The following is a 23,528-nucleotide window of genomic DNA, read 5'->3' on the forward strand; positions in this document are numbered from 1 at the left end:
GTGTCGCCGGGGCGGGAGGGCTCGCCGCTGAAAGGATGCGGCGCCATGCAGCTAGTACGACAAACAGAACAAATGACCCCGCGGGACGACCGCCCCCGGCGCACCCGCCTCCGGTCCGCCCGCCCCCCGTCCGGCCGCTCCCTGCGCGCCCGTCACCTGCGGCGATCGGTCGGTGCGGCGCTGCTCGTCGCCGCCCTCGGCGCGGCCTGCGCCGGACCGGGCGACGGTGCCGGCGGCGCCCCGGGCTCCCCGGCCCGGCCCGCCGCCGGGCAGCCCGGCAGTCAGGCGCAGGGCGCCTCCGGCGCCCTCAACGCGTACGTCTCGAAACTCCGCGAACGGCGCGCAGCCCGGGCCCTCGCCGCGAAGAGATGGGGCCTCGACCGGCCTCCGCTGGAGGCCCCCGCCCCGCCCGCCGTCAAGCCGACGATCACCACGCGCAAGGGGTTCGAGACCGACGGCGAGGGCCTGCCCCCGGTCTTCACCACCGTGCCGACCAAGGAGAAGGTCGTCTTCCTGACGATCGACGACGGCTCCGAGAAGGACCCGGAGCTGCTGCGCATGATGAGCGAGCTGGGGATCCCGTACAGCGCCTTCCTCAGCGACTACCTGGTCAAGGAGGACTACGGCTACTTCCGGAAGATGCAGGACGCCGGCGTCGCCCTGCACAACCACACCCTCAACCACCGCTACATGCCGAAGCTGTCCTACGCGGAGCAGAAGCGCGAGATCTGCGGGATGCAGGACACGATCGAGAAGAAGTACGGCAAGCGGCCGCCGCTCTTCCGCCCGCCCTACGGCAACTACGACGAGGACACCCTGCGCGCGGCGCAGAAGTGCGGCGTGAAGGCGGTCCCGCTGTGGGCCGCCGAGGCGTTCCCGGACCGGATGGAGTGGCGCGAGTGGGACCGGGACCTGCACCCCGGCGACATCGTCCTCACCCACTTCCGGGGCAAGGGGGAGTGGAAGGGCTCCATGCCCGACATGATCCGCCGCGTGATGAAGACCATCACGGACAAGGGGTACGCGGTCGCGAAGCTGGAGGACTACGTATGACCGGCGCGCGCCGGCCGGTCGCCGGACTGGCCCTGGCCGGCGCGCTGCTGGCCACGGCGGCCTGCGCCCCGTCCGTCGACCCCTTCGAGCGCCTGGGTCGCAAGGCGGCGGAGCGGGTCGCCGCACCGGACGGCGCCCTCTCCCGGACCGCCGCCCGGGTGCTCCACGGGGTGGGCCGTACGGACCGCTGACGGCCCGCCCCGGCGCCGTACACCGGCCGGAGACCCGCCCCCCGCCGTCCGGAACCATCGGGTCCTTCGCGCCGTTCCCCGTACCGGAACCGAACCGCCACGCGCACGTAATTGGCACTCCGCTTGACCGAGTGCTAATCGCGGTCATAGTCTCGGCTCTGGCACTCCCCACCGGAGAGTGCCAACACAGCGACGGGCAGGTCCGGCACCCGCGACGACGGATCCACCTGGTCGCCACCTCAGACAGTTAACCCCGTGAGATCTCCGAAGGGGGAGGTCGGATCGTGACGACCACCAGCTCCAAGGTTGCCATCAAGCCGCTCGAGGACCGCATTGTGGTCCAGCCGCTCGACGCCGAGCAGACCACCGCCTCTGGCCTGGTCATCCCGGACACGGCGAAGGAGAAGCCCCAGGAGGGCGTCGTCCTCGCCGTGGGCCCGGGCCGCTTCGAGAACGGCGAGCGCCTGCCGCTCGACGTGAAGACCGGCGACATCGTGCTGTACAGCAAGTACGGCGGCACCGAGGTGAAGTACAGCGGCGAGGAGTACCTCGTCCTCTCGGCTCGCGACGTGCTCGCGATCGTCGAGAAGTAATTCACCGACGCCAGATGTTTTGAGCCGCGCCCCTTGACCCCGCACTGGGCGTCCGGGGGCGCGGTTCGTTTCACGAGTTTCACCACGAATTCCGAGAGGGCTGAATCGCTCCATGGCGAAGATCCTGAAGTTCGACGAGGACGCCCGTCGCGCCCTTGAGCGCGGCGTCAACAAGCTTGCCGACACGGTGAAGGTGACGATCGGCCCCAAGGGCCGCAACGTCGTCATCGACAAGAAGTTCGGCGCCCCCACCATCACCAACGACGGTGTCACGATCGCCCGCGAGGTCGAGATCGACGACCCGTACGAGAACCTCGGCGCCCAGCTGGTGAAGGAGGTGGCGACCAAGACCAACGACATCGCGGGTGACGGCACCACCACCGCCACCGTGCTCGCCCAGGCCCTGGTCCGCGAGGGTCTGCGCAACGTCGCCGCCGGCGCCTCCCCGGCCGCCCTGAAGAAGGGCATCGACGCCGCCGTCAAGGCCGTCTCCGACGAGCTGCTCGCCACCGCGCGCCCGATCGACGACAAGTCGGACATCGCCGCCGTCGCCGCGCTCTCCGCGCAGGACCAGCAGGTCGGCGAGCTCATCGCCGAGGCGATGGACAAGGTCGGCAAGGACGGTGTCATCACCGTCGAGGAGTCCAACACCTTCGGCCTGGAGCTCGACTTCACCGAGGGCATGGCCTTCGACAAGGGCTACCTCTCGCCCTACATGGTCACCGACCAGGAGCGTATGGAGGCCGTCCTCGACGACCCGTACATCCTGATCCACCAGGGCAAGATCTCCTCGATCCAGGACCTGCTGCCGCTCCTCGAGAAGGTCATCCAGGCCGGCTCCTCCAAGCCGCTGCTGATCATCGCCGAGGACGTCGAGGGCGAGGCCCTGTCGACCCTGGTCGTCAACAAGATCCGTGGCACCTTCAACGCCGTGGCCGTCAAGGCCCCCGGCTTCGGCGACCGCCGCAAGGCGATGCTCGGCGACATGGCCACCCTCACCGGTGCCACCGTCATCGCCGAGGAGGTCGGCCTCAAGCTCGACCAGGCCGGTCTCGACGTGCTGGGCTCCGCCCGCCGCGTGACCGTCACCAAGGACGACACCACCATCGTCGACGGTGGCGGCAAGTCCGAGGACGTCACCGGTCGCGTCAACCAGATCAAGGCCGAGATCGAGTCCACCGACTCCGACTGGGACCGCGAGAAGCTCCAGGAGCGCCTCGCGAAGCTGGCCGGCGGCGTGTGCGTGATCAAGGTCGGCGCCGCCACCGAGGTGGAGCTGAAGGAGAAGAAGCACCGTCTGGAGGACGCCATCTCCGCGACCCGCGCCGCGGTCGAGGAGGGCATCGTCTCCGGTGGTGGCTCCGCTCTGGTCCACGCCGTCAAGGTCCTCGAGGGCAACCTCGGCAAGACCGGCGACGAGGCCACGGGTGTCGCGGTCGTCCGCCGCGCCGCCGTCGAGCCGCTGCGCTGGATCGCGGAGAACGCCGGCCTCGAGGGCTACGTCATCACCTCCAAGGTGGCGGAGCTCGACAAGGGCCAGGGCTTCAACGCCGCCACCGGCGAGTACGGCGACCTGGTCAAGGCCGGCGTCATCGACCCGGTGAAGGTGACGCGCTCCGCGCTGGAGAACGCCGCCTCGATCGCCTCCCTCCTCCTCACCACCGAGACCCTCGTGGTGGAGAAGAAGGAAGAGGAGCCGGCGGACGCGGGCCACGGTCACGGCCACGGCCACTCGCACTGAGGCACCACCACGCCTGACGGGCCGACCGCCCGGAAGGACTGAACGACCACCGAGGCCCGGTGCCCCCGTCGCGGGGGCACCGGGCCTCGGTGCGTGAGCCGCCGCGCGGAGGCCGGACCTCCGTGCGCGAGCGCCGGGCCGCTCAGGCCTCGACGGCGCCGAGCTGCCCCATCAGCCCCAGCAGGTCGTACTGCCACCACGCCTCGACGATCTTGCCGTCGTCCCGGAACTGGTGGATGGTCGTGCCGGTCATGGCGACCCGCATGCCCGTCGGCTGGAGCCCCATGAAGTCGCCGGTGTGCGTCCCCACCCACGTCCACCGCGTGCACACCCGGTCGCCCTCGGCGATCTGGTCCTGGACGGTGAAGGCGAAGTCGAAGCCGCCCCGCCACACCTCCACCTCGCGGCGGATCGCGTCCATGCCCAGGGCGTCCTCCTGCCCGCTCGGCTGGTGGTCGTGGCACCCCTCCGCGAGGACCTCGTCGAGCGGCGGAAGCTCACCCTCGGTGGCGATCAACTCGAAGAGCCGGCGGGAGGCGGCCTTGTACATCTGCACGTCCCGCATGACGTCGAGATCCGTGAACGTCGGCATCTCGTCACAGAGCGCGACCATCTCCCGGAAGATGCGGTCGGTCTCGGGGAGCTGCGAGTTGGTCATGGCCACTTCGTAGGAGGGGAACTCGACGATCTCCACGAGATGGTCCCCGTCGGAGCGGTCCTTGCCGATGACGCTGTGCGTGGCCGTCCGCTTGCCCTTGGTCTGCTCGACCCATTTGTCCATGAGCCGGTTGAGGTCGTCGAACCGGCTGGTCTTGCAATCGATGATCTGTACGAAAGTCATGGCACCTCCCGGACCGGGTGGGACCTTTCCAGTCTAGGCGCGGCCCCCACCCGGCGGCCGGTCACGCCGAGCGCGTCAGATCCGAGGGCCGTACCCGCTCGGCGAACGGCTCACCCCGCCCGTACCGGGCCACCTCCGCCAGCGCGTGGTCCGCCATCCGGTGCAGCTCGTTGCCGAGCGAGCCGGCGACGTGCGGGGTGAGGAGCACGTTCGGCAGCGAGTACAGCGGCGAGTCCGGAGGCGGGACCTCCGGGTCGGTCACGTCCAGGACCGCCCGCAGGCGCCCGGTGCGCAGGTGCGCCAGGAGCGCCGTCTCGTCGACCAGGGAGCCGCGTGCGGTGTTGACGAGGGTGGCGCCGTCCGGCATCGCGGCCAGCTGCGCCGCCCCGATCATCCGGTGGGTGGCGGGGAGTTGGGGCGCGTGGACGGAGACGATCGTGCTGCGCGCGCACAGGTCGTCGAGACCCGTCCCCTCCACTCCCAGCCGCGCCGCCTCCGCCGCGTCCACGTACGGGTCGTGGAGCAGCACCTCGAAGTCGAAGGGGCGCAGCAGCTCGATGACCCGGCGGCCGATCCGGGAGGCGCCGACCAGGCCGACCGTACGGCGGTAGTTGCCCGTCGTCGCCGACTCGGCCGTCCAGGCCTCGTCGCCGCGGACCCGGCCGTACCGCAGGGCCGCGTCGAGGACGCCCTTCCCGGCGAAGAGGATCGCGGCCAGGGTGTACTCCGCGACGGGCAGGGCGTTGGCGGCCGCGGCGGAGGAGACGACGAGGCCGCGTTCCCAACAGGCGTCCGTGATGTGGTGCTTGACCGATCCGGCCGCGTGGACGACGGCCTTCAGGCGCGGGGCGCGGTCCAGGACGGTGGCGGTCAGGGGCGGCGCGCCCCAGCAGGTCAGGAGGATCTCGGCCTCGGCGAGGGCGGCGGCGACCCGGGGCGCGGGCGCGGTCAGGTCGTGGGCGACGAGGTGGGGGTCGGTACGGGTGAGGGCGGCGAGGCGCCGCCGGTGGGCGTCGGTCAGCAGGCGGCCGGCGACGCCGGGGTCCATGGCGAGCAGGAGCGCGGGCCGGGGGTGGGGAGTGGCGGTCATCGCGGGGCGGGTGCTCCTCACTTGACGCTGCCGGCGGTCAGGCCGGCCTTCCAGTGGCGCTGGAGGGAGACGAAGGCGACGACGAGCGGGACGACAGCGAGGAGGGATCCGGTGACGACGAGGGGATAGAAGTCGGGTTCCGCGTGGGCGTTGCTGTTCCAGGCGTACAGGCCGAGGCTCAACGGGAACAGTCTCTGGTCCGAGAGCATCACCAGGGGCAGGAAGAAATTGTTCCAGATCGCGGTGAACTGGAAGAGGAAGACGGTGACGAAGCCGGGCATCATCATGGGCAGTCCGATCGACCGGAAGGCGCGCAGCTCGCCCGCGCCGTCGATGCGGGCGGCCTCCAGCGCCTCGTCGGGGACGTACCCGGCGCTGAAGACCCGGGAGAGGTAGACCGCGAAGGGGTTGACCAGGACCGGGATCAGCACGGCGGCGTGGGTGTTGACGACGCCGACCTCGCTGGCGAGGAGGTACAGGGGCAGGGCGAGCGCGGTGGTGGGGACCAGGACGCCGAGGAGGACGACGCCGAAGAGCTGCTCCTTGCCCCGGAAGTCGTACTTGTCGAAGGCGTACCCGGCGGCGACGCTGATCAGCGAGCAGGCGAGGGCGCCGATCCCGGCGTAGAGGAGGCTGTTGAGGTACCAGTGGAAGTAGATGCCGTCGTTGTACTCGGTGAGCCGGGAGAGGTTGCCGCCGAGGTCGAAGCCCTCGAAGGAGAAGGCGTCCCCGGCGAGCAGGCCGCCGGCGTCCTTGGTGGCCGCGGTGACCAGCCAGACGAGCGGGAAGAGCATGTAGACGACGGCGAGGACGAGCGCGCCGTTGACGGCGGTCCGGGAGAGCCAGACGCTGCGGGGTCGGTACTTGCTCACGCTGTTTTCTCCTTCCGGCGGCCGGTCAGCCGGGTGACGCCGAAGGAGAGCAGGGCGGCGGTCAGGGCGAGGAGGACGGAGGCCGCGGCCGCGAGGCCGTAGTCGTTGCGGTCGAAGGCGGCGGTGTACGCGTACATGTTCGGCGTCCAGGTCGAGGTGACGGCGGAACCGGTGCCCTTGTTGAGGATGAGCGGTTCGGTGAACAGCTGCAGCGAGCCGATGACGGTGAAGAGGCCGACCATCACGAGCGAGGCGCGGATCAGCGGGACCTTGATGCCGAACGCGATGCGCCAGGCGCCGGCGCCGTCGACGGTGGCGGCTTCGAGGACGGAGCGATCGATGGCCTGCAGGGCGGCGTAGAAGATCACCATGTTGTAGCCGAGCCACTCCCAGAGCGCGATGTTGACCACGGAGGGCAGGGCGCCCTCGGGGGAGAAGAAGTCGAAGCCGATGCCGCCGGCCTCCATCGTCCGTACGACGGGGCTGAGTTGGGGGGTGTAGAGGTAGACCCAGATCAGCGCGGCGATGATGCCGGGGACGGCGTGCGGCAGGAAGAGCGCGAGCTGGAAGAAGCGACGGGCGCGGGCGAGCGCCGAGTCGAGGAGGAGGGCGAGGCCGAGGGCCCCGGCGAGCAGCAGCGGGATGTAGAGCAGGCAGTATCCGAGCAGGACGCCGAAGCCCTCGCGGAAGGCCCGGTCACCCAGCGCCGCGGTGTAGTTGTCGAGCCCGGTGAAGACGGTCTCGGAGCCGCCGAAACCGAGCCCCGACTGCTTCTCGGTGAAGAGGCTGAGCCAGACCGCGTAGCCGATCGGCACCACCATCACCGCGGTGAACAGGGCGAAGAACGGGGTCAGCAGGACGGCTGCGGCACGGGTGCGGGCGTTCACCGGGTCAGCCCTCGACCTTCAGTCCGCGCTTCCTCAGCTCGGCGACGGTCGCGTCGTGGCCGGCCTTGACGGCGTCGGCGATGGTGGGGCCGCCGCGGCTGATCGTGCCGAACCGGTCCTTGACGGCGGTGTTGGTGGTGCCGGTGGTCGGCCCCCAGGCCCAGTTCGGGCCGATGGAGGCACCGGCCTCCTCGAAGAGGGCGTAGATGTCCTGGCCGCCGTAGAAGCCGGCGTCGAAGGCCTGCTTGGCGACCGGGCGCAGGGCGGTGGCGGCGGGGAAGGCGCTGGAGGTGCCGGAGGCGATGCGGGCCTTGACGCCCGCCTCGGTGGTCGACATCCATGCGGCGAACTCGACGGCCGCCGCCTTGTGGTCGCTGTCCTTGGTCACCGCGAAGGTGGAGCCGCCGAGCATGCCGCTGGCGGGCTTGCCGTCCCAGCTGGGCAGGGGCGCCACGGCCCACTTGCCGCTCTGCTCGGGGAGGGTCCCCTTGAGGACGCCGGCGCCCCAGGAGGCGCCGAGGTAGCCGAGGGTGGTGCCGTTCTTGAGCGAGCCGGTCCACTCGGGGCTGAAGGAGGCGTTCTTGTGGACGAGGTCGGCGTCGAGCAGGCCCTGCCAGTAGGCGGCGACCTTGGTGGTGGCGGGGTCGGTGGTGTCGATCTTCCAGGTGTCGTCCTCGGCCTTGAACCACTGGGCGCCCGCCTGCCAGGCCATCGCCTCGAAGGTGGTCGGGTCGTCCGGGAAGAAGGTGCCGATACGGGCCTTGGGGTCGGCCTTCTTCACCTTCTCGGCGGCGGCTCGGAAGGCGTCCCAGGTCCGGGGGACTTCGATGCCGTGCCGGGCGAAGAGGTCCTTGCGGTAGTAGAAGGCCTGCGGGGCGGCGTCGAAGGGGACGGCCCAGGTCTTGCCGCCGAGGGTGGTCAGCTCCACCGCCTGCGGGAGCAGCTTGGCGCGGTCGGCCTCGGTGAACTCGCCCCCGATGTCCTGCAGGGCGCCGGAGCTGACGAACTCGGGGAGCGAGGGGTACTCGATGGAGACCAGGTCGGGGGCGTTGCCCGCCTTCACGGCGTTGGAGATCTTGGCGTAGCCGCCGGCGGTGCCGGAGGGGATCTCCTCGAAGGTCACCCGGATGTCCGTGTGCGAGGCGTTGAAGGCGTCGACCACGTCCTTGGTCCCCTTGGCCCATCCCCAGAAGGTGATGGTCACGGGCTTGTTCGCGGTGTCGGTGCCGGTGTCACCACCTCCGCCGCAGGCCGTGAGGACGGCGAGGGCGGCGGCGGTGACGGCTATGGCACGGGAGGTTCTGTTCCGGGTACGGCTCATAGCGCGGCTCCAGGGACGGCGGCACGGGGGGATGTGGCCGTGATCCTGTGACCGTCCATGACCGAAGTCAAGAGCGAAAGATTGAATGATCGAAAAAAGATCGATTCGATCGTGTGATGGTGCGCGGCGGGAGCGGGGCGGGGCGGGGCGGAAGGAGGCGCGGTCAGGGGCCGGGCAGGAGCTCCGGGTACGGCGCGGTCAGGGGCCGGGCACGGGCTCCGGCCGCGGCGCGGTCAGGGGCCGGGCAGGAGCTCCGGGCGCGGTGCGGTCAGGAGGTGGGCTGGGGCGCCGGGCGCGGTGCGGTCAGGAGGCGGACCCCTCCGGGGGAGCGCCGCACGAGGACCGCACCCGCAGCCGGGGCAGCAGGCTCAGATGGCGCCGGGCGGGCTCCTCGTCCAGCGCCTCCCGCGCCTCCGTCAGCCGCTCCACCAGCAGCTCGGTGGCGTACCGGCCCACCTGACGCTTGGGCGGCGCCACCGCCGTCAAGGGGATGTCGGCGAGGGCGGCGACCTCGTCGTCGTACGCGATGAGGGCCAGGTCGCCGGGGACCGAGAGGCCCAGCTCGGCCAGGCGCTGCACGATCTGGATCGCGTCCACGTCGTTGTGGACCAGGGCCGCGCCCGCCCGGCCCGAGACGACCGCTTCGTGCAGCGCCCGTACCGCGCGCTCGAACCCCTCCGGGTCCTGGTCGGCCGGTACGGAGGCGATCACCGGCCCGGGCGCCGCCGCGCCCAGGGTGATCAGCGCCTCCGCGTATCCCGTGCGCACCGCGAGCGCCGTCGGGCTGTCGCCGCGGGCCACGAGCAGCGGGGTGCCACGGCCGAGGCCGATGAGGTGGCGCAGGGCGAGCAGGACGCCGTGGCCGTGGTCGGAGACCACCCGGTCCACGCCGTCGAGCGCGGTGCCGGGTTCGGCGCGGCGCTCCAGGAGCACGGCCGGCACGGGCATCTGGGCCGGCCAGTCGCCGTACGCGAGCCGGTCCTCGGGCCCGCGCCAGCCGGGCGCCACCAGAAGGCCCTCGGCGCCCGCGGCCAGCAGCCCCTCGGCGCGCGCCCGGTCCTCCTCCGGACGGTAGTCCGAGATCCGCAGGATCAGCCGGGCGTCGGCCCGCGCCGCCGCCTCGTGCGCGCCCCGGATGACTTCGGCGAAGTAGTACGTCGCGGACGGCGCGAGGAGGCCAAGGACCAGACCCTCGCCGGGGCGCACGGCCCCCGTCTCGCCCGCGCGCCCCGGCCAGGACACCTGGCCGTGCACCCGGTCGAGCAGGCCCTTCGAGGCCAGCGCCTCCACGTCCCGGCGGGCGGTCACGGGGGAGACCCCCAGCCGGTCGGCCAGCTCGGAGACGCGGGCGGTGCCCCGCTCGCGCACCAGGGCCAGCAGTCGGTCGTGTCGTTCGGCGGCACTCTCGCGCACGTGCGCATCCCCTCGCGGTGTGGTGGTCCGGCGGTGCACCGGATCCGTGGGCAGACCCTCTCACGCGGAATGATCGAACGACAGAAGTTTCGATCATTCGGTCCGATCGTCTTGACGCTCGATCCCGGCCTGTCCATGATTCCGGCGACGGGGGCACCCCGGCCCCGGCCCGGCCGCCGCGCACCTCATCGGCCGGGCGCCGCGCCTTCCCCGGCCGGATCCCCAGGGAGCCTCATGCCCACGCCGCCCGAGAACCGCGAGCTCAGCCTGTACACCGGCCTGACCCGCGCCCACTGGGAGCACACCGCCGACCGGCTCCTCCTCGCCGTACGCCCCTACGCCACCCCGCGCGGCGGGCTCGTCCACCTCCCCGGTCCCCGGCCCAGCCGGTCGGGCACCCGCTCCGACGGCCTCGAAGGCCACGCCCGCACCTTCCTCCTGGCCGCCCTGCGCGTCGCCGGAGCCCACGGCGACGACCCGCACGGCCACCTCGCCCGCTACGCCGAAGGCCTCGCCGCCGGCACCGAGGCCCCCGGCACCGACGGCCCCGAGGCGTGGCCGCTGCTGACCGACGTCCGTCAGGCGGTCGTCGAATCAGCCTCCGTCGCCCTCGGACTGCGCCTGACCCGCCCCTGGCTCTGGGACCGCCTCGACGACCGCACCCGCGCACGGGTCGCCGACTGGCTGCTGCCCGCCCTCGCGCCGTCCCCCGTCGACAACAACTGGTGGCTCTTCGGCCTCACCGTCGCCGGCTTCCTCCAGGACGCGGGCGTCGCGACCGACCGGGCCGCCGCCACCGTCGACCGCTCCCTGGCCCGCGTCGAGGAGTGGTACCTCGGCGACGGCTGGTACAGCGACGGCGACAACCGCGCCTTCGACCACTACAACGCCTGGGCCCTGCACTTCTACCCCGTGCTGCACGCCCACCTCTCCGGCGACCGGACGCTCCTCGACCGCTACGGCCCCCGGCTGCGCGCCCACCTCGGCGACTACGCCCACCTCTTCGACGCCAACGGCGCGCCCCTGCCGTTCGGCCGCTCCCTCACCTACCGCTTCGCCGCGGCCGCCGCCCCCTGGCTCGGCACGCTGACCGGCCACACGCCGCTCACCCCCGGCGCCACCCGCCGCCTCGCCTCCGGCACCCTGCGCTACTTCCTCGACCGGGGCGCCCGCGACGGACGGGGACTGCTCACCCTCGGCTGGCACGGCCCCCACGAGCCGGTCCTCCAGGACTACTCCGGCCCGGGCTCCCCCTACTGGGCGTCCAAGGGGTTCCTCGGCCTGCTCCTGCCGGCCGGCCACCCCGCCTGGACCGACCCCGAGGAGCCCCTGCCCGCCGAACGCGCCGACACCGTCCGCCCCGTGGCCCCGGCGGGGCTCCTCATCCACTCCACGGCCGCCGACGGACTCGTACGCCTCCACAACCACGGCAGCAACCACGCCCCCAGCCGGGAAGCCGCGGAGGACGACTCCGGCTACGCCCGCTACGCCTACTCCACCCGCACCGGCGCCACCACCGCGCCCGACCATCCCGACAACCACTTCGCCCTGGTCGTCGACGGCCGCCTCACCCACCGCGGCCCCGCCACGCCGCACGGCACGGGACCCGGCTGGGCCGCCTCGCTGCACACCCCCCGGCCCGGCATCCGGATCCTCTCCGCGACCCTCGCCCACGGCCGCGCCGAGGTCCGCGCCCACCTCGTCCTCGGAGCACCCGACGGCACGCCCGTACGCCAGACGGGCTGGGCCACCACGCCCGACGGCCCGGTCGCACAGCTCCACCCGGCGCACGGCTACCCGCCCGCCGCCGAAGCCGTCGCCCTCGCCACCGGGCCCACGCTCCAGGGCCCGCGCACCCGCACCACGGCCCTCCACGGCACCACCGGCGGCGCCGAGAGCCTCTTCGTCGCCCTGGCCTCCCTCACCGCCGAACCCGGGCCCGCCCCCGTCGCCACCCTCGCGACCGTCCGGGTCACCGGCCGGCGCACGGTCGAAGTGATGTGGCGGGACGGCACCACGACCCGGCTCACCCTCGACCCCGACGAGCGCCCCTGAGCCGCCGCCCGCCTGCCCCCGCGGGCTACTTCGGGCCGTACTTGCGGCCCGCCCTGGAGGACACCCCGCCGAGCAGCCCGCGGGGCGCCAGCTTCACCACGCCCATCAGCGCCTTGTAGCGGGGGTCGGGGACGGACAGCGTCCGCCCCCGCGCCAGGTCGGCCAGCGCCGTCGCCACCAGCTTGTCCGCGTCGAGCCACATCCAGCCCGGGATGTTGTCCGTGCCCATCCCGGCCCGCTCGTGGAACTCCGTACGGACGAACCCCGGGCACAGCGCCATCATCCGCACCCCCGTGCCCGCCAGGTCCCGTGCCGCGCCCTGGGTGAACTGCACGACCCACGCCTTCGACGCCCCGTACGTGCCGCGCGGCACGAACGCCGCCACGGACGCCACGTTCACCACCCCGCCCCGGCCCCGGGACCGCATGGACTCCGCCGCCGCCGACGTCAGCCGCAGTACCGCCTCGCAGTGCACCGTCAGCATCTTCAACTCGTCGGCCATGGACACTTCCAGGAACCGGCCCTTGTTGCCGAACCCGGCGTTGTTCACCAGCAGGTCCACCGGCTGTCTCGGGTCGGAGAGACGGGCCTCCACGGCCGCGATCCCCTTCTCCTCCGCCAGGTCGGCGGCGAGGACCTCCGCCTCCACCCCGTGCCGGTCGTGCAGCTCGGTCGCCTGCTCGCGCAGCCTCTTCACATCGCGGGCCACGAGCACGACGTCGTGCCCGTCCGCCGCGAGTCGCCGCGCGAACGCGGCCCCGATGCCCGCCGTCGCTCCCGTAATCAGTGCAGTCGTCATACGCGGCACGTTAGTGCCCCGGCTCAGGGCGAGGCGCTCTCCGGTCCCGCACCCCCGGCCGGCCCACCGTCCCGCTCGCCGTACTTCTCCGTGTACGTCCGGGCGAGGTCCAGCAGCCCCGACTCCATCCACGCGGCGGCGACCAGCGTGCGCGGGAGCAGCGCGCGCTCCGTCGTCGCGGCCCGGTGCAGGAAGGAGACGGTGATGTCGTGGTCCGGCCGGTGCACGACCGTCACCGGATCGCCGACCGTGAACGCGCCCGGCTCGATCACCCGCAGCATCGCGCCGGGACCGGCGTCCGACAGGGTGAAGCGCCGCACCCAGCCCCGCACGTCGTGGCCCCGCTCGCCGAGGAACCCGGCGAACGTACGGCAGGGGATGCGGCCACCGGTCACCTCGAGCACCACCTCCGGGCCGACCCGCCAGCGCTCGCCGACCAGCGCGCCGTTCACCTCGACCCCGAGGGTGGTGAGGTTCTCGCCGAAGGAGCCGTTCGCCAGCGGCCGGCCCAGCTCCTGCTCCCAGCGGTCCAGGTCCTCCCGGGCGAAGGCGTACACGGCCCGGTCGTCGCCGCCGTGGAACCGCAGATCGCACACCGTGTCCCCGGCCACCCCGCTCGCCCCGACCCCGAGCGGCCCCGGCGCCCCGACCCGTACGGGACCCTCCACAGGACGCTTGTCGATGCCCGTCATCCCCGTCGGCGAGTCGGTGTGCCCCGCCGCCCTGGCCCGTCCGACGTTCACACTCAGCAGCTTCATGGGGAAACCCTAGGCCGCGCCCCTGTCAAAGAGAAGCGCGAAGATGTGCCACTTACTCCAAGACTCGCTTATGCTCGAAGGATGATCGAGGCCCGTCACCTCCGCGTCCTGCGCGCCGTCGCCGCGACCGGCTCCTTCTCCGCCGCCGCGCGCGAACTGGGCTGCACGCAGCCCGCGGTGAGCCAGCAGATGAAGGCCCTGGAGTCCTCCGCGGGGACCCCGCTGCTGATCCGCACCGGCCGGGAGATGCGCCTCACCCAGGCCGGCGAAGCGCTGGTCCGGCACGCCTCCGGCATCCTCGCCGGCCTCACCGCCGCAGAGGAGGAGGTCGCCGCCATCGCCGGGCTGCGCGCCGGGCGGGTGCGCCTGGTCTCCTTCCCCAGCGGCAGCTCCACCCTCGTCCCCACCGCCCTGGCCGCCCTGCGCGCCGCCCACCCGGGCACCCGGGTCTCCCTGGTCGAGGCCGAACCGCCGCGCTCCGTGGAGATGCTGCGCGAGGGCGACTGCGACGTGGCACTGGCCTTCCGCTACGGCGCGGGCCCCGCCGAATGGGACGACCTCGTCGTCCGCCCCCTGCTCGCCGACCGCCTGGTCGGCCTGGTCCCGGACACGCACCGGCTCGCCGGTGCGGAGTCGGTGGGCATCGCCGAACTGGCCGAGGAGCCCTGGATCGCGGGCTGTCCGCGCTGCCGCCGTCAGCTCGTGGAGGTCTGCGAGGAGGCGGGCTTCACCCCGCGCATCGACTTCGCCACCGACGACTACCCCGCCGTCGTGGGCCTGGTCGGCGCGGGCCTGGGCGTCGCGGTCCTGCCGCGGCTCGCCCTGGAGTCCGTACGGCCCAAGGGGGCGCGCGCCGTGGCCGTGGAGCCGGCCGTGGAGCGGGAGATCGTGGCGCTGACCTTGCCCGACCTGGCCCAGGTGCCGGCCGTCGCGGCGACCCTGGACGAGCTGAGCCGCGCCGCCACGCGCGCGTGACGCGGCGGAGGGCCGGAGGGCCGCGGAGAAGAGTGACCGGAGAAGGCTGACCGGCCTCGGGGGCCGGTGGGGCGCGAACCGGTCCCTCACGTACCCGCAGAAACGTTCCTTCAGGCGTGCCCCACGCCTGCCGAACTGGATGCCGATGCCGTCGACGTGGTGATCAGACGGTTGCGGGCTCGTCCCATGAGCTCTTCGCGTTCGTCCTCGGTGAGGCCGCCCCAGACGCCGTAGGGCTCCCGCACGGCGAGTGCGTGTGCCGCGCACTCCGCGCGCACCGGGCACCGCATGCAGACCTCTTTCGCCGAGTTCTCACGCGCACTCCGTGCCGCGCCGCGCTCTCCCTCGGGGTGGAAGAACAGGGAACTGTCCACCCCGCGGCAGGCCGCGAGGAGTTGCCAGTCCCACAGATCGGCGTTGGGTCCGGGAAGGCGGGAGAAATCTGCCATTGCGCTTGTCCCCTTGAAACCGTGTCGAACGGATTGGTGGGCGGGTTGCTGGCTGATGCGCGGGGGCCCTTCGCCCCCCATGGGGTCTCGGGTACCCGCTCTCGCGGGTTCGATCCGACCGTACAACTACTGTCTTAGTAGATGTAAATATGACTCATTGCGAATCTAGCCACAGACACCACAAAAAGGGAAGAAAACCCGCTAAATGGGGCATAGCTTCCAGCGAAGGACGGATGACCTGCGGGACTCTCCTCCGCGCACGCGCCCTTACGTAGAGTGCCGAAGGCGGCCGTCCGACCCGTAACTCTTTCGAGTGACCGTCGTTGAGAGTGCGGAGGCGGTTGAAGGAACAAGCGCTCGGGCAGGTGTCCGAGGGCGTCAACCGCACAGGTGACGATACGTACCAGCCCTGGAGGCTCAAGGTGACGCGCATCAGCTGCGGAGGGCGGCCATGACATCCGTCCTCGTCTGCGACGACTCCCCGCTTGCCCGAGAGGCGCTTCGCCGCGCGGTCGCGACCGTGCCCGGCGTGGAGCGCGTGACCACCGCCGCCAACGGCGAGGAAGTCCTCCGCCGCTGGGGCGCGGACCGCTCGGACCTGATTCTGATGGACGTACGCATGCCCGGCCTGGGCGGCGTGGAGACCGTCCGCCGGCTGCTGTCCGCGGACCCCGGCGCCCGCATCATCATGCTCACCGTCGCCGAGGACCTGGACGGCGTGGCGCTCGCCGTCGCCGCCGGTGCCCGTGGCTATCTGCACAAGGACGCCTCGCGCGCCGAACTGCGGGCCACGGTCACCCAGGCCCTCGCCGACCCGACCTGGCGGCTCGCCCCGCGCCGGCTGCGCTCGGCCGAGATGGGCGCGGCGCCCACGCTCACCGCGCGTGAGATCCAAGTGCTCGAAGGCATGAGCCACGGACGGTCCAACGCCGAGATCGGGCGCGAGCTCTTCCTCTCCGAGGACACGGTCAAGACCCACGCGCGGCGCCTGTTCAAGAAGCTGGGCGCCTCCGACCGGGCGCACGCGGTAGCCCTCGGCTTCCGCTGGGGCCTGGTTCGTTAGGGCGTGTTTCGAGACACGCTCCGGGCAGGCACGGGCCGGTCGCACGCCCCGTCCGCCACCGGCGGACGGGGCGGCTTGTGTCAGTAACGCGCGGGATGCCGCATCCTTGAGATGTGGAGTTCCTCGGGGACGAGTCGATCGAGCGGGAGGGGAGGGCGCAGGAGATGAGTGCCGGCGCACCTGCTCATAACGCTTCGGTGCACAACTACGGACGCGGTGCCACGGATCCTCAGGCGTCAAGGCACCATGGAGCGATGCGCGACGACGAGACCGTGGGGTCACCCATGCCCGCAGGGCAGGGGGAGATCGGTGCACTCGTCCACCGCGCCGTCGACGGCGACCAGCAGGCGACGCACGACCTGCTGGCCCGTGTGCACCCGCTGGCCCTGCGCTACTGCCGCACCCGGCTCAACCGGCTGCCCGGTGACGCCCGCCACTTCGTGGAGGACCTCGCGCAGGAGGTCTGCGTCGCCGTCCTGATGGCGCTGCCGCGCTACAAGGACACCGGCAGGCCGTTCGAGGCCTTCGTCTTCGCGATCGCCGGACACAAGGTCGCCGACCTGCAGCGGGCCGCCATGCGGCACCCGGGCTCCACGGCCGTGCCCTCCGACGAGATGCCGGAGCGGCCCGACGACTCCCTCGGCCCCGAAGAGCGCGCGCTCCTCAGCGACGACGCCGAATGGGCCAAGAAGCTCCTCGCCAACCTCCCGGAGAACCAGCGCGAGCTGCTGGTCCTGCGCGTGGCGGTCGGCCTGACGGCCGAGGAGACCGGCCAGATGCTGGGCATGTCCCCAGGTGCCGTACGGGTCGCGCAGCACCGCGCCCTCAGCCGGCTCCGCGCGCTGGCCGAGCAGTAGGCGCCGCCGGGGGCGCCGTGTCCCACGCGGACCCCCGCCTCCCGTACACGTAGGAACGTCCAAAGCTTCCGGGTGATCTTGCCCGTGGAATGAGACACCGCCGCAGGCCGTTAGCATGGACATCCGCACCGATCAAGGTTATTGGGGAAGGTGTCATGACCAACATCGACGGAGTGCCCGAGAAATTCGCGACACTCGGGTTGACCTACGACGATGTGCTGTTGCTGCCGGGCGCCTCCGAGGTGCTCCCCAACGCGGTCGACACCTCGTCCCGCATCTCCCGCAACGTCCGGGTCAACATCCCGCTGCTCTCGGCGGCGATGGACAAGGTGACCGAGTCCCGCATGGCGATCGCGATGGCCCGGCTGGGCGGCGTCGGCGTGCTGCACCGGAACCTCTCCGTCGAGGACCAGGTCAACCAGGTCGACCTCGTCAAGCGCTCCGAGTCCGGCATGGTCACCGACCCGATCACGGTGCACCCGGAGGCGACGCTCGCCGAGGCGGACGCCCTGTGCGCCAAGTTCCGCATCAGCGGCGTCCCCGTCACCAAGCCGGACGGCAAGCTGCTGGGCATCGTGACCAACCGCGACATGGCCTTCGAGTCGGACCGCAGCCGCCAGGTGCGCGAGGTCATGACCCCGATGCCGCTGGTCACGGGCAAGGTCGGCATCTCCGGCGTCGACGCCATGGAGCTGCTGCGCCGCCACAAGATCGAGAAGCTGCCGCTGGTCGACGACGAGGGCGTCCTCAAGGGCCTGATCACCGTCAAGGACTTCGTCAAGGCGGAGAAGTACCCGAACGCCGCCAAGGACGCCGAGGGCCGGCTGCTCGTCGGCGCCGCCGTGGGTGCGAGCCCGGAGGCGCTGGAGCGCGCCCAGGCGCTCGCCGCCGCCGGGGTGGACTTCCTCGTCGTGGACACCTCGCACGGCCACAACAGCAACGCGCTGAGCTGGATGGCGAAGATCAAGTCGGCCGTGGACGTCGACGTGATCGGCGGCAACGTCGCCACGCGTGACGGCGCGCAGGCGCTGATCGACGCCGGTGTCGACGGCATCAAGGTGGGCGTGGGCCCCGGCTCGATCTGCACCACCCGCGTGGTCGCCGGCATCGGCGTCCCGCAGGTCACCGCCATCTACGAAGCCTCCCTCGCGGCCCGCTCCGCCGGTGTCCCGCTGATCGGCGACGGCGGACTGCAGTACTCCGGCGACATCGGCAAGGCCCTCGCGGCCGGCGCCGACACCGTCATGCTCGGCAGCCTCCTGGCGGGCTGTGAGGAGTCCCCCGGCGAGCTGCTCTTCATCAACGGCAAGCAGTTCAAGTCGTACCGCGGCATGGGCTCGCTCGGCGCCATGCAGTCCCGCGGCCAGGGCAGGTCGTATTCGAAGGACCGCTACTTCCAGGCCGAGGTCGCCTCCGACGACAAGCTCGTCCCCGAGGGCGTCGAGGGTCAGGTGCCCTACCGCGGCCCGCTCTCGAACGTCCTGCACCAGCTCGTCGGCGGTCTCCGCCAGACCATGGGCTACGTCGGTGCCGCCACCGTCGCGGAGATGGAGTCGAAGGGCCGGTTCGTCCGGATCACCTCGGCGGGACTCAAGGAGAGCCACCCGCACGACATCCAGATGACGGTCGAGGCGCCGAACTACAGCAGGAAGTAACCGCACGGCTGGATGAGGGGCGGTTCCGGTATGTGGCCGGAACCGCCCCTCCCGCTTGTGTCGGGGATACTGGTAGGCGCAGACGTAGAGGGAAAGGCCACACATCGTGACTGAGATCGAGATCGGGCGCGGCAAGCGCGGCCGCAGGGCGTACGCGTTCGACGACATCGCCGTCGTACCGAGCCGGCGCACCCGGGACCCGAAGGAGGTCTCGATCGCCTGGCAGATCGACGCCTACCGTTTCGAGCTCCCCTTCCTGGCCGCTCCGATGGACTCGGTCGTGTCGCCGCAGACCGCCATCCGCATCGGCGAGCTGGGCGGCCTGGGCGTGCTCAACCTCGAGGGTCTGTGGACCCGGTACGAAGACCCGCAGCCGCTGCTGGACGAGATCGCGGAGATGGACGAGTCCACCGCGACCCGCCGGCTCCAGGAGATCTACGCCGCCCCGATCAAGGAAGAGCTGATCGGGCAGCGGATCAAGGAGGTGCGCGACTCGGGTGTGGTCACCGCCGCCGCGCTCTCCCCGCAGCGCACCGCGCAGTTCTCCAAGGCCGTCGTCGACGCCGGTGTGGACATCTTCGTCATCCGCGGTACGACGGTCTCCGCCGAGCACGTCTCGGGCGCGGCCGAGCCGCTGAACCTCAAGCAGTTCATCTACGAGCTGGACGTCCCGGTCATCGTCGGCGGCTGCGCCACGTACACCGCGGCCCTGCACCTGATGCGCACCGGCGCGGCCGGTGTCCTCGTCGGCTTCGGCGGCGGCGCGGCGCACACCACGCGCAACGTCCTCGGCATCCAGGTCCCGATGGCGACCGCGGTCGCTGACGTGGCCGCGGCCCGCCGGGACTACATGGACGAGTCCGGCGGCCGGTACGTCCACGTCATCGCCGACGGCGGCGTGGGCTGGTCGGGCGACCTGCCGAAGGCGATCGCCTGCGGCGCCGACTCGGTCATGATCGGCTCTCCGCTGGCGCGCGCCACGGACGCGCCCGGCAAGGGGCACCACTGGGGCATGGAGGCCGTCCACGAGGACGTGCCGCGCGGCAAGCTGGTCGACCTGGGCATCGTCGGCACCACCGAGGAGATCCTCGCGGGCCCGTCGCACAGCCCGGACGGCTCGATGAACTTCTTCGGCGCCCTGCGCCGCGCCATGGCCACCACGGGCTACAGCGAGCTCAAGGAGTTCCAGCGCGTCGAGGTCACGGTCGCGGACGCGCAGCACAAGCGCTGAGCGGAGCGGCCACCGGCCGCCGCCGACGGACAGGGGCCCCGCACCGGGTGGTGCGGGGCCCCTGCGCGTGCCGGGCCGAATGCTGTCCGGGCTCTCCGTCGCGGCGCCCGTCAGAGGCGGTGGGCGGCGCCCGCCGGGGTGGCGCCGCGGGTGTCCAGGAGGAGCTGCGCCTTCACCGCCAGACCCTGGAGGTCGTAGGTGCGGTGGTGCTGGAGAAGGATCGTCAGGTCGGCGTGGGCGGCGGCCTCGTAGAGGGAGTCCGCGCGGGGGACCGGCAGGTCTCGGACGCGCCAGTCGGGGACATACGGGTCGTGGTAGCTCACCACGGCTCCCAGGTCCATCAGCCGGCGGGCGATCTCGTCGGCGGGGGAGCCCTCCCGGTCGGCGAGATCGGGTTTGTACGTGATGCCGAGCAGAAGGACCCGTGCTCCGCGCGCCGACTTCCCGTGCTCGTTCAGGAGGGTGGCGCAGCGCTGGATGACGTACTGCGGCATGCGTTCGTTGACCTGGCTCGCCAGCTCCACCATGCGCAGCGGGCGGTGGGTGCCGACGGTGTCGACGGGGACGCCGTGGCCGCCGACGCCGGGGCCCGGGCGGAAGGCCTGGAAGCCGAAGGGCTTGGTCTCGGCGCAGCGGATGACGTCCCAGAGGTCGACCCCCAGCTCGTGGCAGAGGACCGCCATCTCGTTGACCAGGGCGATGTTGACGTGCCGGAAGTTGGTCTCCAGGAGCTTGACCGTCTCGGCCTCGCGGGGGCCACGCGCGCGTACCACCTTGTCGGTGAGCCGGCCGTAGAAGGCGGCGGCGGACTCGGTGCAGGCGGGGGTGAGGCCGCCGATGACCTTGGGGGTGCCGGCGAAGCCGTGGGTGCGGCGGCCGGGGTCGAGGCGGCCGGGGGAGTGGGCGAGATGGAAGTCCCGGCCCGCGCGCAGGCCGGAGCCCTCTTCGAGAAGGTCGCGGAGCAGGCCCTCGGTGGTGCCCGGGGGGACCGGCGACTCCAGCAGGACGGTGGTGTGCGGGCGCAGCCGGGCGGCGAGCGCGCGGGCGGCGTCGGCGACGGCGGTCAGGTCGAGCGCCCGGTCGGGGCCGGGCGGGGTGGGGGCGCAGATGACGGCCGTACGGACCCGGCCGAGGTCCGCGGGGTTGGTGGTGGGCCGGAAGCCCCCCGAGAGCATCCGGCGGATCTCCGACGCGGTGAGCGAGCCGTCGACGGGCGGGCGGCCCGCGGCGAGTTCGGCGACCGGGCGGGGGTCGGTGTCGTAGCCGATGGTGTCGACGCCGGCGGCGACGGCGGCCTGGGCGAGGGGGAGTCCGTGGTGGCCGAGGCCGATGACGGCGAGATCAGCGGGCATGGAGGTGGGCCGTCCTTCCCAGTAGCCGGAGGGGACGAGAAGCGCAAGCCCGGTGGACAGAACGGGGCGAGTGCAATGTCAGACTAGGCGTAAATATGACCGATATGCGGCATTGGGTGACCGAAGGTCGCCGAGTGTTATCCACAGGCGGTGGCTGAAGTCGCGGGGCGGGGACAGAATCGAGGCTGTGAGCCCGACCACTCGGGGGGACGACGGGAGGCAGCGGTGAGGACAGCGGCACTGGGGCCCGCCGAGCGCGCGGAAGCGCTCGCGGCGATGGCCGAGCGTGAACTGGACGTACTGGTCGTGGGCGCCGGTGTCGTCGGCGCCGGCACCGCCCTCGACGCCGTCACGAGAGGCCTGTCGACCGGGATCGTGGAGGCGCGCGACTGGGCCTCCGGCACGTCCAGCCGGTCGAGCAAGCTGATCCACGGTGGCCTGCGGTATCTGGAGATGCTCGACTTCGCGCTGGTCCGGGAGGCGCTGAAGGAGCGCGGACTGCTCCTGGAGCGGCTCGCCCCCCACCTGGTGAAGCCCGTACCCTTCCTCTACCCCTTGCGCCACAAGGGCTGGGAGCGGTTCTACGCCGGATCGGGCGTCGCGCTCTACGACGCGATGTCGGTCTCGTCGGGCCATGGCCGGGGCCTTCCCGTCCACCGCCACCTCTCGCGCCGCAACGCCCTGCGGGTGGCCCCCTGCCTGAAGAAGGACTCCCTGGTCGGGGCGCTGCAGTACTACGACGCCCAGATGGACGACGCCCGCTTCGTCGCCACCCTGGTGCGGACCGCGGCGGGCTACGGCGCGAAGGCGGCGAGCCGGGCGCGGGTGATCGGCTTCCTGCGCGAGGGCGAGCGCGTGGTCGGCGCCCGCGTGAAGGACGTCGAAGGCGGCGGCGAGTACGCGATCCGCGCCAAGCAGATCGTGAACGCCACCGGGGTGTGGACGGACGACACCCAGGCGCTCATCGGCGAGCGGGGGCAGTTCCACGTGCGGGCGTCCAAGGGCATCCATCTGGTGGTCCCCAAGGACCGGATCCACTCGACCAGCGGACTGATCCTGCGGACCGAGAAGTCGGTCCTCTTCGTGATCCCGTGGGGACGGCACTGGATCGTGGGCACCACGGACACCGACTGGGACCTGGACAAGGCCCATCCGGCGGCCTCCAGCGCCGACATCGACTATCTCCTCGAACACGTGAACAGCGTCCTCGCGGTCCCGCTCGGCCGCGACGACGTCCAGGGGGTGTACGCCGGTCTGCGCCCCCTCCTCGCCGGGGAGTCGGACGCCACCAGCAAGCTCTCGCGGGAGCACACCGTCGCCCACCCGGTCCCCGGGCTGGTCGTCGTGGCCGGCGGCAAGTACACCACCTACCGCGTGATGGCGAAGGACGCCGTGGACGAGGCCGTGCACGCGCTCGACCAGCGGGTCGCCGCCTGCGTCACCGAGGACATCCCGCTTCTCGGCGCCGAGGGCTACAAAGCGCTGTGGAACGCCCGGGCCAGGATCGCCGCCCGGACCGGGCTCCATGTGGTGCGGGTCGAGCACCTGCTCAACCGCTACGGCTCCCTGACGGAAGAAATCCTGGACCTGATCGCCGCCGACCCCGGCCTCGGGGAGCCGCTGGCGGCGGCCGACGACTATCTGCGCGCCGAGATCGTGTACGCCGCCTCGCACGAGGGGGCCCGGCACCTGGACGACGTCCTGACCCGGCGCACCCGGATCTCCATCGAGACCTTCGACCGGGGGACCCGCAGCGCCCGCGAGTGCGCGGAGCTGATGGCGCCGGTCCTGGGCTGGGACGCCCACCAGATCGAGAAGGAGGTCGAGCACTACGAGAAGCGGGTGGAGGCGGAGCGCGAGTCCCAGCGGCAGCCGGACGACCTGACGGCGGACGCGGCGCGACTGGGCGCCCCGGACATCGTCCCGATCTGACGGAACGTCCGGAGAAAGGGCGAACGCGGCGCGCGGTCTGGTCTGTTGGGGTGCCCGCGCGCCATCCTGTCGGCAGGGCCGGGGAACCGTCGAGCGGCGGCGGGGCGTCGGGTGGCATGGTGGGAGTGCCCTTCCCCGGGGCCGTCCTCTCGGACTGCGGACCCCGGAGCAGTACGGGTCCCGGCGTGAGAGACAATGGGCTCTCTTCCAGGGCGGGTTACCGCATCGCGCGGGAAGCGGCAGGCGCGGGCGAAGATCAGGGATCGCAGAGGGGACGCATGTCGGAGGCGGAGCAGTCGCGGGGCACGGCGCGGGACCCTCGGCGGGACGCCGGCGCGGGTGCCGGAACCGACGGCGACCGGGGTGTGGTTCCAGCGGCGCGTGAGGCGAAGCGGGACAC

21 protein-coding genes are annotated in these 23,528 nt (G+C 72.1%); 11 read left to right on the forward strand and 10 right to left on the reverse strand.

The features are described 5' to 3' along the window. Window positions 1–45: 45 nt before the first annotated feature. The 4 genes from ACFZBD_RS27280 to groL all read left to right on the forward strand — a co-directional run bounded on the left by ACFZBD_RS27280 (window position 46) and on the right by groL (window position 3,578). Entirely contained in the window at window positions 46–1,053 is a 1,008-nt protein-coding gene (locus ACFZBD_RS27280; protein WP_391144285.1) for a polysaccharide deacetylase family protein, read from the forward strand. Beyond that, entirely contained in the window at window positions 1,050–1,244 is a 195-nt protein-coding gene (locus ACFZBD_RS27285) for a hypothetical protein (protein WP_391144287.1), read from the forward strand. Before ACFZBD_RS27280 ends, ACFZBD_RS27285 begins: the two co-directional genes overlap by 4 nt. 284 nt (window positions 1,245–1,528) lie before the next feature. After that, window positions 1,529–1,837: a co-chaperone GroES gene (groES, locus tag ACFZBD_RS27290; protein ID WP_010471835.1), complete on the forward strand. Its 309-nt coding sequence runs from the start codon at window positions 1,529–1,531 to the stop codon at window positions 1,835–1,837. A gap of 112 nt (window positions 1,838–1,949) precedes the next feature. Further along, window positions 1,950–3,578, forward strand: a complete 1,629-nt coding sequence (gene groL, locus ACFZBD_RS27295; RefSeq protein WP_391144290.1) for a chaperonin GroEL — start codon at window positions 1,950–1,952, stop codon at window positions 3,576–3,578. A 142-nt stretch (window positions 3,579–3,720) separates the two neighbouring features. Here the strand turns inward: groL and ACFZBD_RS27300 are convergent, their stop codons facing one another. The 6 genes from ACFZBD_RS27300 to ACFZBD_RS27325 form a co-directional block, all read right to left on the reverse strand. Beyond that, complete coding sequence (locus ACFZBD_RS27300; protein ID WP_391144291.1) at window positions 3,721–4,419, reverse strand: ester cyclase; 699 nt, start codon at window positions 4,417–4,419, stop codon at window positions 3,721–3,723. Window positions 4,420–4,480: 61 nt separating this feature from the next. Beyond that, a complete protein-coding gene (locus ACFZBD_RS27305; protein ID WP_391144292.1) occupies window positions 4,481–5,509 on the reverse strand; it encodes an NAD(P)-dependent oxidoreductase in 1,029 nt (342 codons plus the stop codon). Between the two features lie 17 nt (window positions 5,510–5,526). After that, a complete protein-coding gene (locus tag ACFZBD_RS27310) occupies window positions 5,527–6,381 on the reverse strand; it encodes an ABC transporter permease subunit (protein WP_391144293.1) in 855 nt (284 codons plus the stop codon). Further along, the gene (locus tag ACFZBD_RS27315) at window positions 6,378–7,268 is read right to left on the reverse strand and encodes an ABC transporter permease subunit (protein ID WP_391144295.1); all 891 of its coding nucleotides are present in this window, start codon (window positions 7,266–7,268) and stop codon (window positions 6,378–6,380) included. The genes ACFZBD_RS27310 and ACFZBD_RS27315 overlap by 4 nt, the downstream gene beginning before the upstream one ends. Before the next feature lie 4 nt (window positions 7,269–7,272). Continuing rightward, a complete protein-coding gene (locus ACFZBD_RS27320) occupies window positions 7,273–8,589 on the reverse strand; it encodes an extracellular solute-binding protein (protein WP_391144297.1) in 1,317 nt (438 codons plus the stop codon). Window positions 8,590–8,892: 303 nt separating this feature from the next. After that, entirely contained in the window at window positions 8,893–10,002 is a 1,110-nt protein-coding gene (locus tag ACFZBD_RS27325; protein WP_391144299.1) for a substrate-binding domain-containing protein, read from the reverse strand. A 234-nt stretch (window positions 10,003–10,236) separates the two neighbouring features. Here ACFZBD_RS27325 and ACFZBD_RS27330 point away from each other — a divergent pair, with 234 nt between their 5' ends. Next, window positions 10,237–12,057: a DUF2264 domain-containing protein gene (locus tag ACFZBD_RS27330; protein ID WP_391144301.1), complete on the forward strand. Its 1,821-nt coding sequence runs from the start codon at window positions 10,237–10,239 to the stop codon at window positions 12,055–12,057. Window positions 12,058–12,082: 25 nt separating this feature from the next. On the opposite strand, the gene ACFZBD_RS27335 is transcribed toward ACFZBD_RS27330, so the two are convergent. Then, window positions 12,083–12,856 (reverse strand): SDR family NAD(P)-dependent oxidoreductase, encoded by a 774-nt coding sequence (locus ACFZBD_RS27335; RefSeq protein WP_391144303.1) that lies wholly within the window; start codon window positions 12,854–12,856, stop codon window positions 12,083–12,085. A 23-nt stretch (window positions 12,857–12,879) separates the two neighbouring features. Next, the gene (locus ACFZBD_RS27340) at window positions 12,880–13,614 is read right to left on the reverse strand and encodes an MOSC domain-containing protein (protein WP_391144306.1); all 735 of its coding nucleotides are present in this window, start codon (window positions 13,612–13,614) and stop codon (window positions 12,880–12,882) included. Between the two features lie 81 nt (window positions 13,615–13,695). Between ACFZBD_RS27340 and ACFZBD_RS27345 the strand changes: the two genes are divergently transcribed. Continuing rightward, complete coding sequence (locus ACFZBD_RS27345; protein WP_391144308.1) at window positions 13,696–14,589, forward strand: LysR substrate-binding domain-containing protein; 894 nt, start codon at window positions 13,696–13,698, stop codon at window positions 14,587–14,589. A gap of 110 nt (window positions 14,590–14,699) precedes the next feature. Here ACFZBD_RS27345 and ACFZBD_RS27350 read toward each other — a convergent pair whose 3' ends face one another. Next, window positions 14,700–15,038, reverse strand: coding sequence for a WhiB family transcriptional regulator (locus ACFZBD_RS27350; protein WP_391144310.1), 339 nt, complete (start codon window positions 15,036–15,038; stop codon window positions 14,700–14,702). 451 nt (window positions 15,039–15,489) lie between these two features. Between ACFZBD_RS27350 and ACFZBD_RS27355 the strand changes: the two genes are divergently transcribed. The 4 genes from ACFZBD_RS27355 (at window position 15,490) to ACFZBD_RS27370 (ending at window position 19,844) form a co-directional block, all read left to right on the forward strand. Beyond that, window positions 15,490–16,101: a response regulator transcription factor gene (locus ACFZBD_RS27355; protein WP_003948568.1), complete on the forward strand. Its 612-nt coding sequence runs from the start codon at window positions 15,490–15,492 to the stop codon at window positions 16,099–16,101. A 254-nt stretch (window positions 16,102–16,355) separates the two neighbouring features. Beyond that, window positions 16,356–16,958, forward strand: a complete 603-nt coding sequence (locus ACFZBD_RS27360; RefSeq protein ID WP_391144311.1) for an RNA polymerase sigma factor ShbA — start codon at window positions 16,356–16,358, stop codon at window positions 16,956–16,958. A gap of 155 nt (window positions 16,959–17,113) precedes the next feature. Further along, entirely contained in the window at window positions 17,114–18,613 is a 1,500-nt protein-coding gene (gene guaB, locus ACFZBD_RS27365) for an IMP dehydrogenase (RefSeq protein WP_391144314.1), read from the forward strand. 106 nt (window positions 18,614–18,719) lie between these two features. After that, the gene (locus ACFZBD_RS27370) at window positions 18,720–19,844 is read left to right on the forward strand and encodes a GuaB3 family IMP dehydrogenase-related protein (protein ID WP_391144317.1); all 1,125 of its coding nucleotides are present in this window, start codon (window positions 18,720–18,722) and stop codon (window positions 19,842–19,844) included. A gap of 110 nt (window positions 19,845–19,954) precedes the next feature. Here ACFZBD_RS27370 and ACFZBD_RS27375 read toward each other — a convergent pair whose 3' ends face one another. Further along, window positions 19,955–21,196 (reverse strand): nucleotide sugar dehydrogenase, encoded by a 1,242-nt coding sequence (locus ACFZBD_RS27375; RefSeq protein WP_391144318.1) that lies wholly within the window; start codon window positions 21,194–21,196, stop codon window positions 19,955–19,957. A gap of 225 nt (window positions 21,197–21,421) precedes the next feature. Here ACFZBD_RS27375 and ACFZBD_RS27380 point away from each other — a divergent pair, with 225 nt between their 5' ends. Further along, a complete protein-coding gene (locus ACFZBD_RS27380) occupies window positions 21,422–23,128 on the forward strand; it encodes an FAD-dependent oxidoreductase (protein ID WP_391144321.1) in 1,707 nt (568 codons plus the stop codon). Window positions 23,129–23,528 lie beyond the last annotated feature (400 nt).

It is taken from the genome of Streptomyces sp. NPDC008121, assembly GCF_042957155.1.
Lineage (GTDB): Bacteria > Actinomycetota > Actinomycetes > Streptomycetales > Streptomycetaceae > Streptomyces.

Bases quoted from the DNA above. Each gene is read 5' to 3' on its own strand.
- ACFZBD_RS27375 (WP_391144318.1), bottom strand. From the start codon at position 21,196: ATGCCCGCTGATCTCGCCGTCATCGGCCTCGGCCACCACGGACTCCCC.
- ACFZBD_RS27285 (WP_391144287.1), top strand. From the start codon at position 1,050: ATGACCGGCGCGCGCCGGCCGGTCGCCGGACTGGCCCTGGCCGGCGCG.
- guaB (WP_391144314.1), top strand. From the start codon at position 17,114: ATGACCAACATCGACGGAGTGCCCGAGAAATTCGCGACACTCGGGTTG.
- ACFZBD_RS27320 (WP_391144297.1), bottom strand. From the start codon at position 8,589: ATGAGCCGTACCCGGAACAGAACCTCCCGTGCCATAGCCGTCACCGCC.
- ACFZBD_RS27350 (WP_391144310.1), bottom strand. From the start codon at position 15,038: ATGGCAGATTTCTCCCGCCTTCCCGGACCCAACGCCGATCTGTGGGAC.
- groL (WP_391144290.1), top strand. From the start codon at position 1,950: ATGGCGAAGATCCTGAAGTTCGACGAGGACGCCCGTCGCGCCCTTGAG.
- ACFZBD_RS27280 (WP_391144285.1), top strand. From the start codon at position 46: ATGCAGCTAGTACGACAAACAGAACAAATGACCCCGCGGGACGACCGC.
- ACFZBD_RS27330 (WP_391144301.1), top strand. From the start codon at position 10,237: ATGCCCACGCCGCCCGAGAACCGCGAGCTCAGCCTGTACACCGGCCTG.
- ACFZBD_RS27345 (WP_391144308.1), top strand. From the start codon at position 13,696: ATGATCGAGGCCCGTCACCTCCGCGTCCTGCGCGCCGTCGCCGCGACC.
- ACFZBD_RS27305 (WP_391144292.1), bottom strand. From the start codon at position 5,509: ATGACCGCCACTCCCCACCCCCGGCCCGCGCTCCTGCTCGCCATGGAC.
- ACFZBD_RS27355 (WP_003948568.1), top strand. From the start codon at position 15,490: ATGACATCCGTCCTCGTCTGCGACGACTCCCCGCTTGCCCGAGAGGCG.
- ACFZBD_RS27300 (WP_391144291.1), bottom strand. From the start codon at position 4,419: ATGACTTTCGTACAGATCATCGATTGCAAGACCAGCCGGTTCGACGAC.
- ACFZBD_RS27340 (WP_391144306.1), bottom strand. From the start codon at position 13,614: ATGAAGCTGCTGAGTGTGAACGTCGGACGGGCCAGGGCGGCGGGGCAC.
- ACFZBD_RS27360 (WP_391144311.1), top strand. From the start codon at position 16,356: ATGCGCGACGACGAGACCGTGGGGTCACCCATGCCCGCAGGGCAGGGG.
- ACFZBD_RS27335 (WP_391144303.1), bottom strand. From the start codon at position 12,856: ATGACGACTGCACTGATTACGGGAGCGACGGCGGGCATCGGGGCCGCG.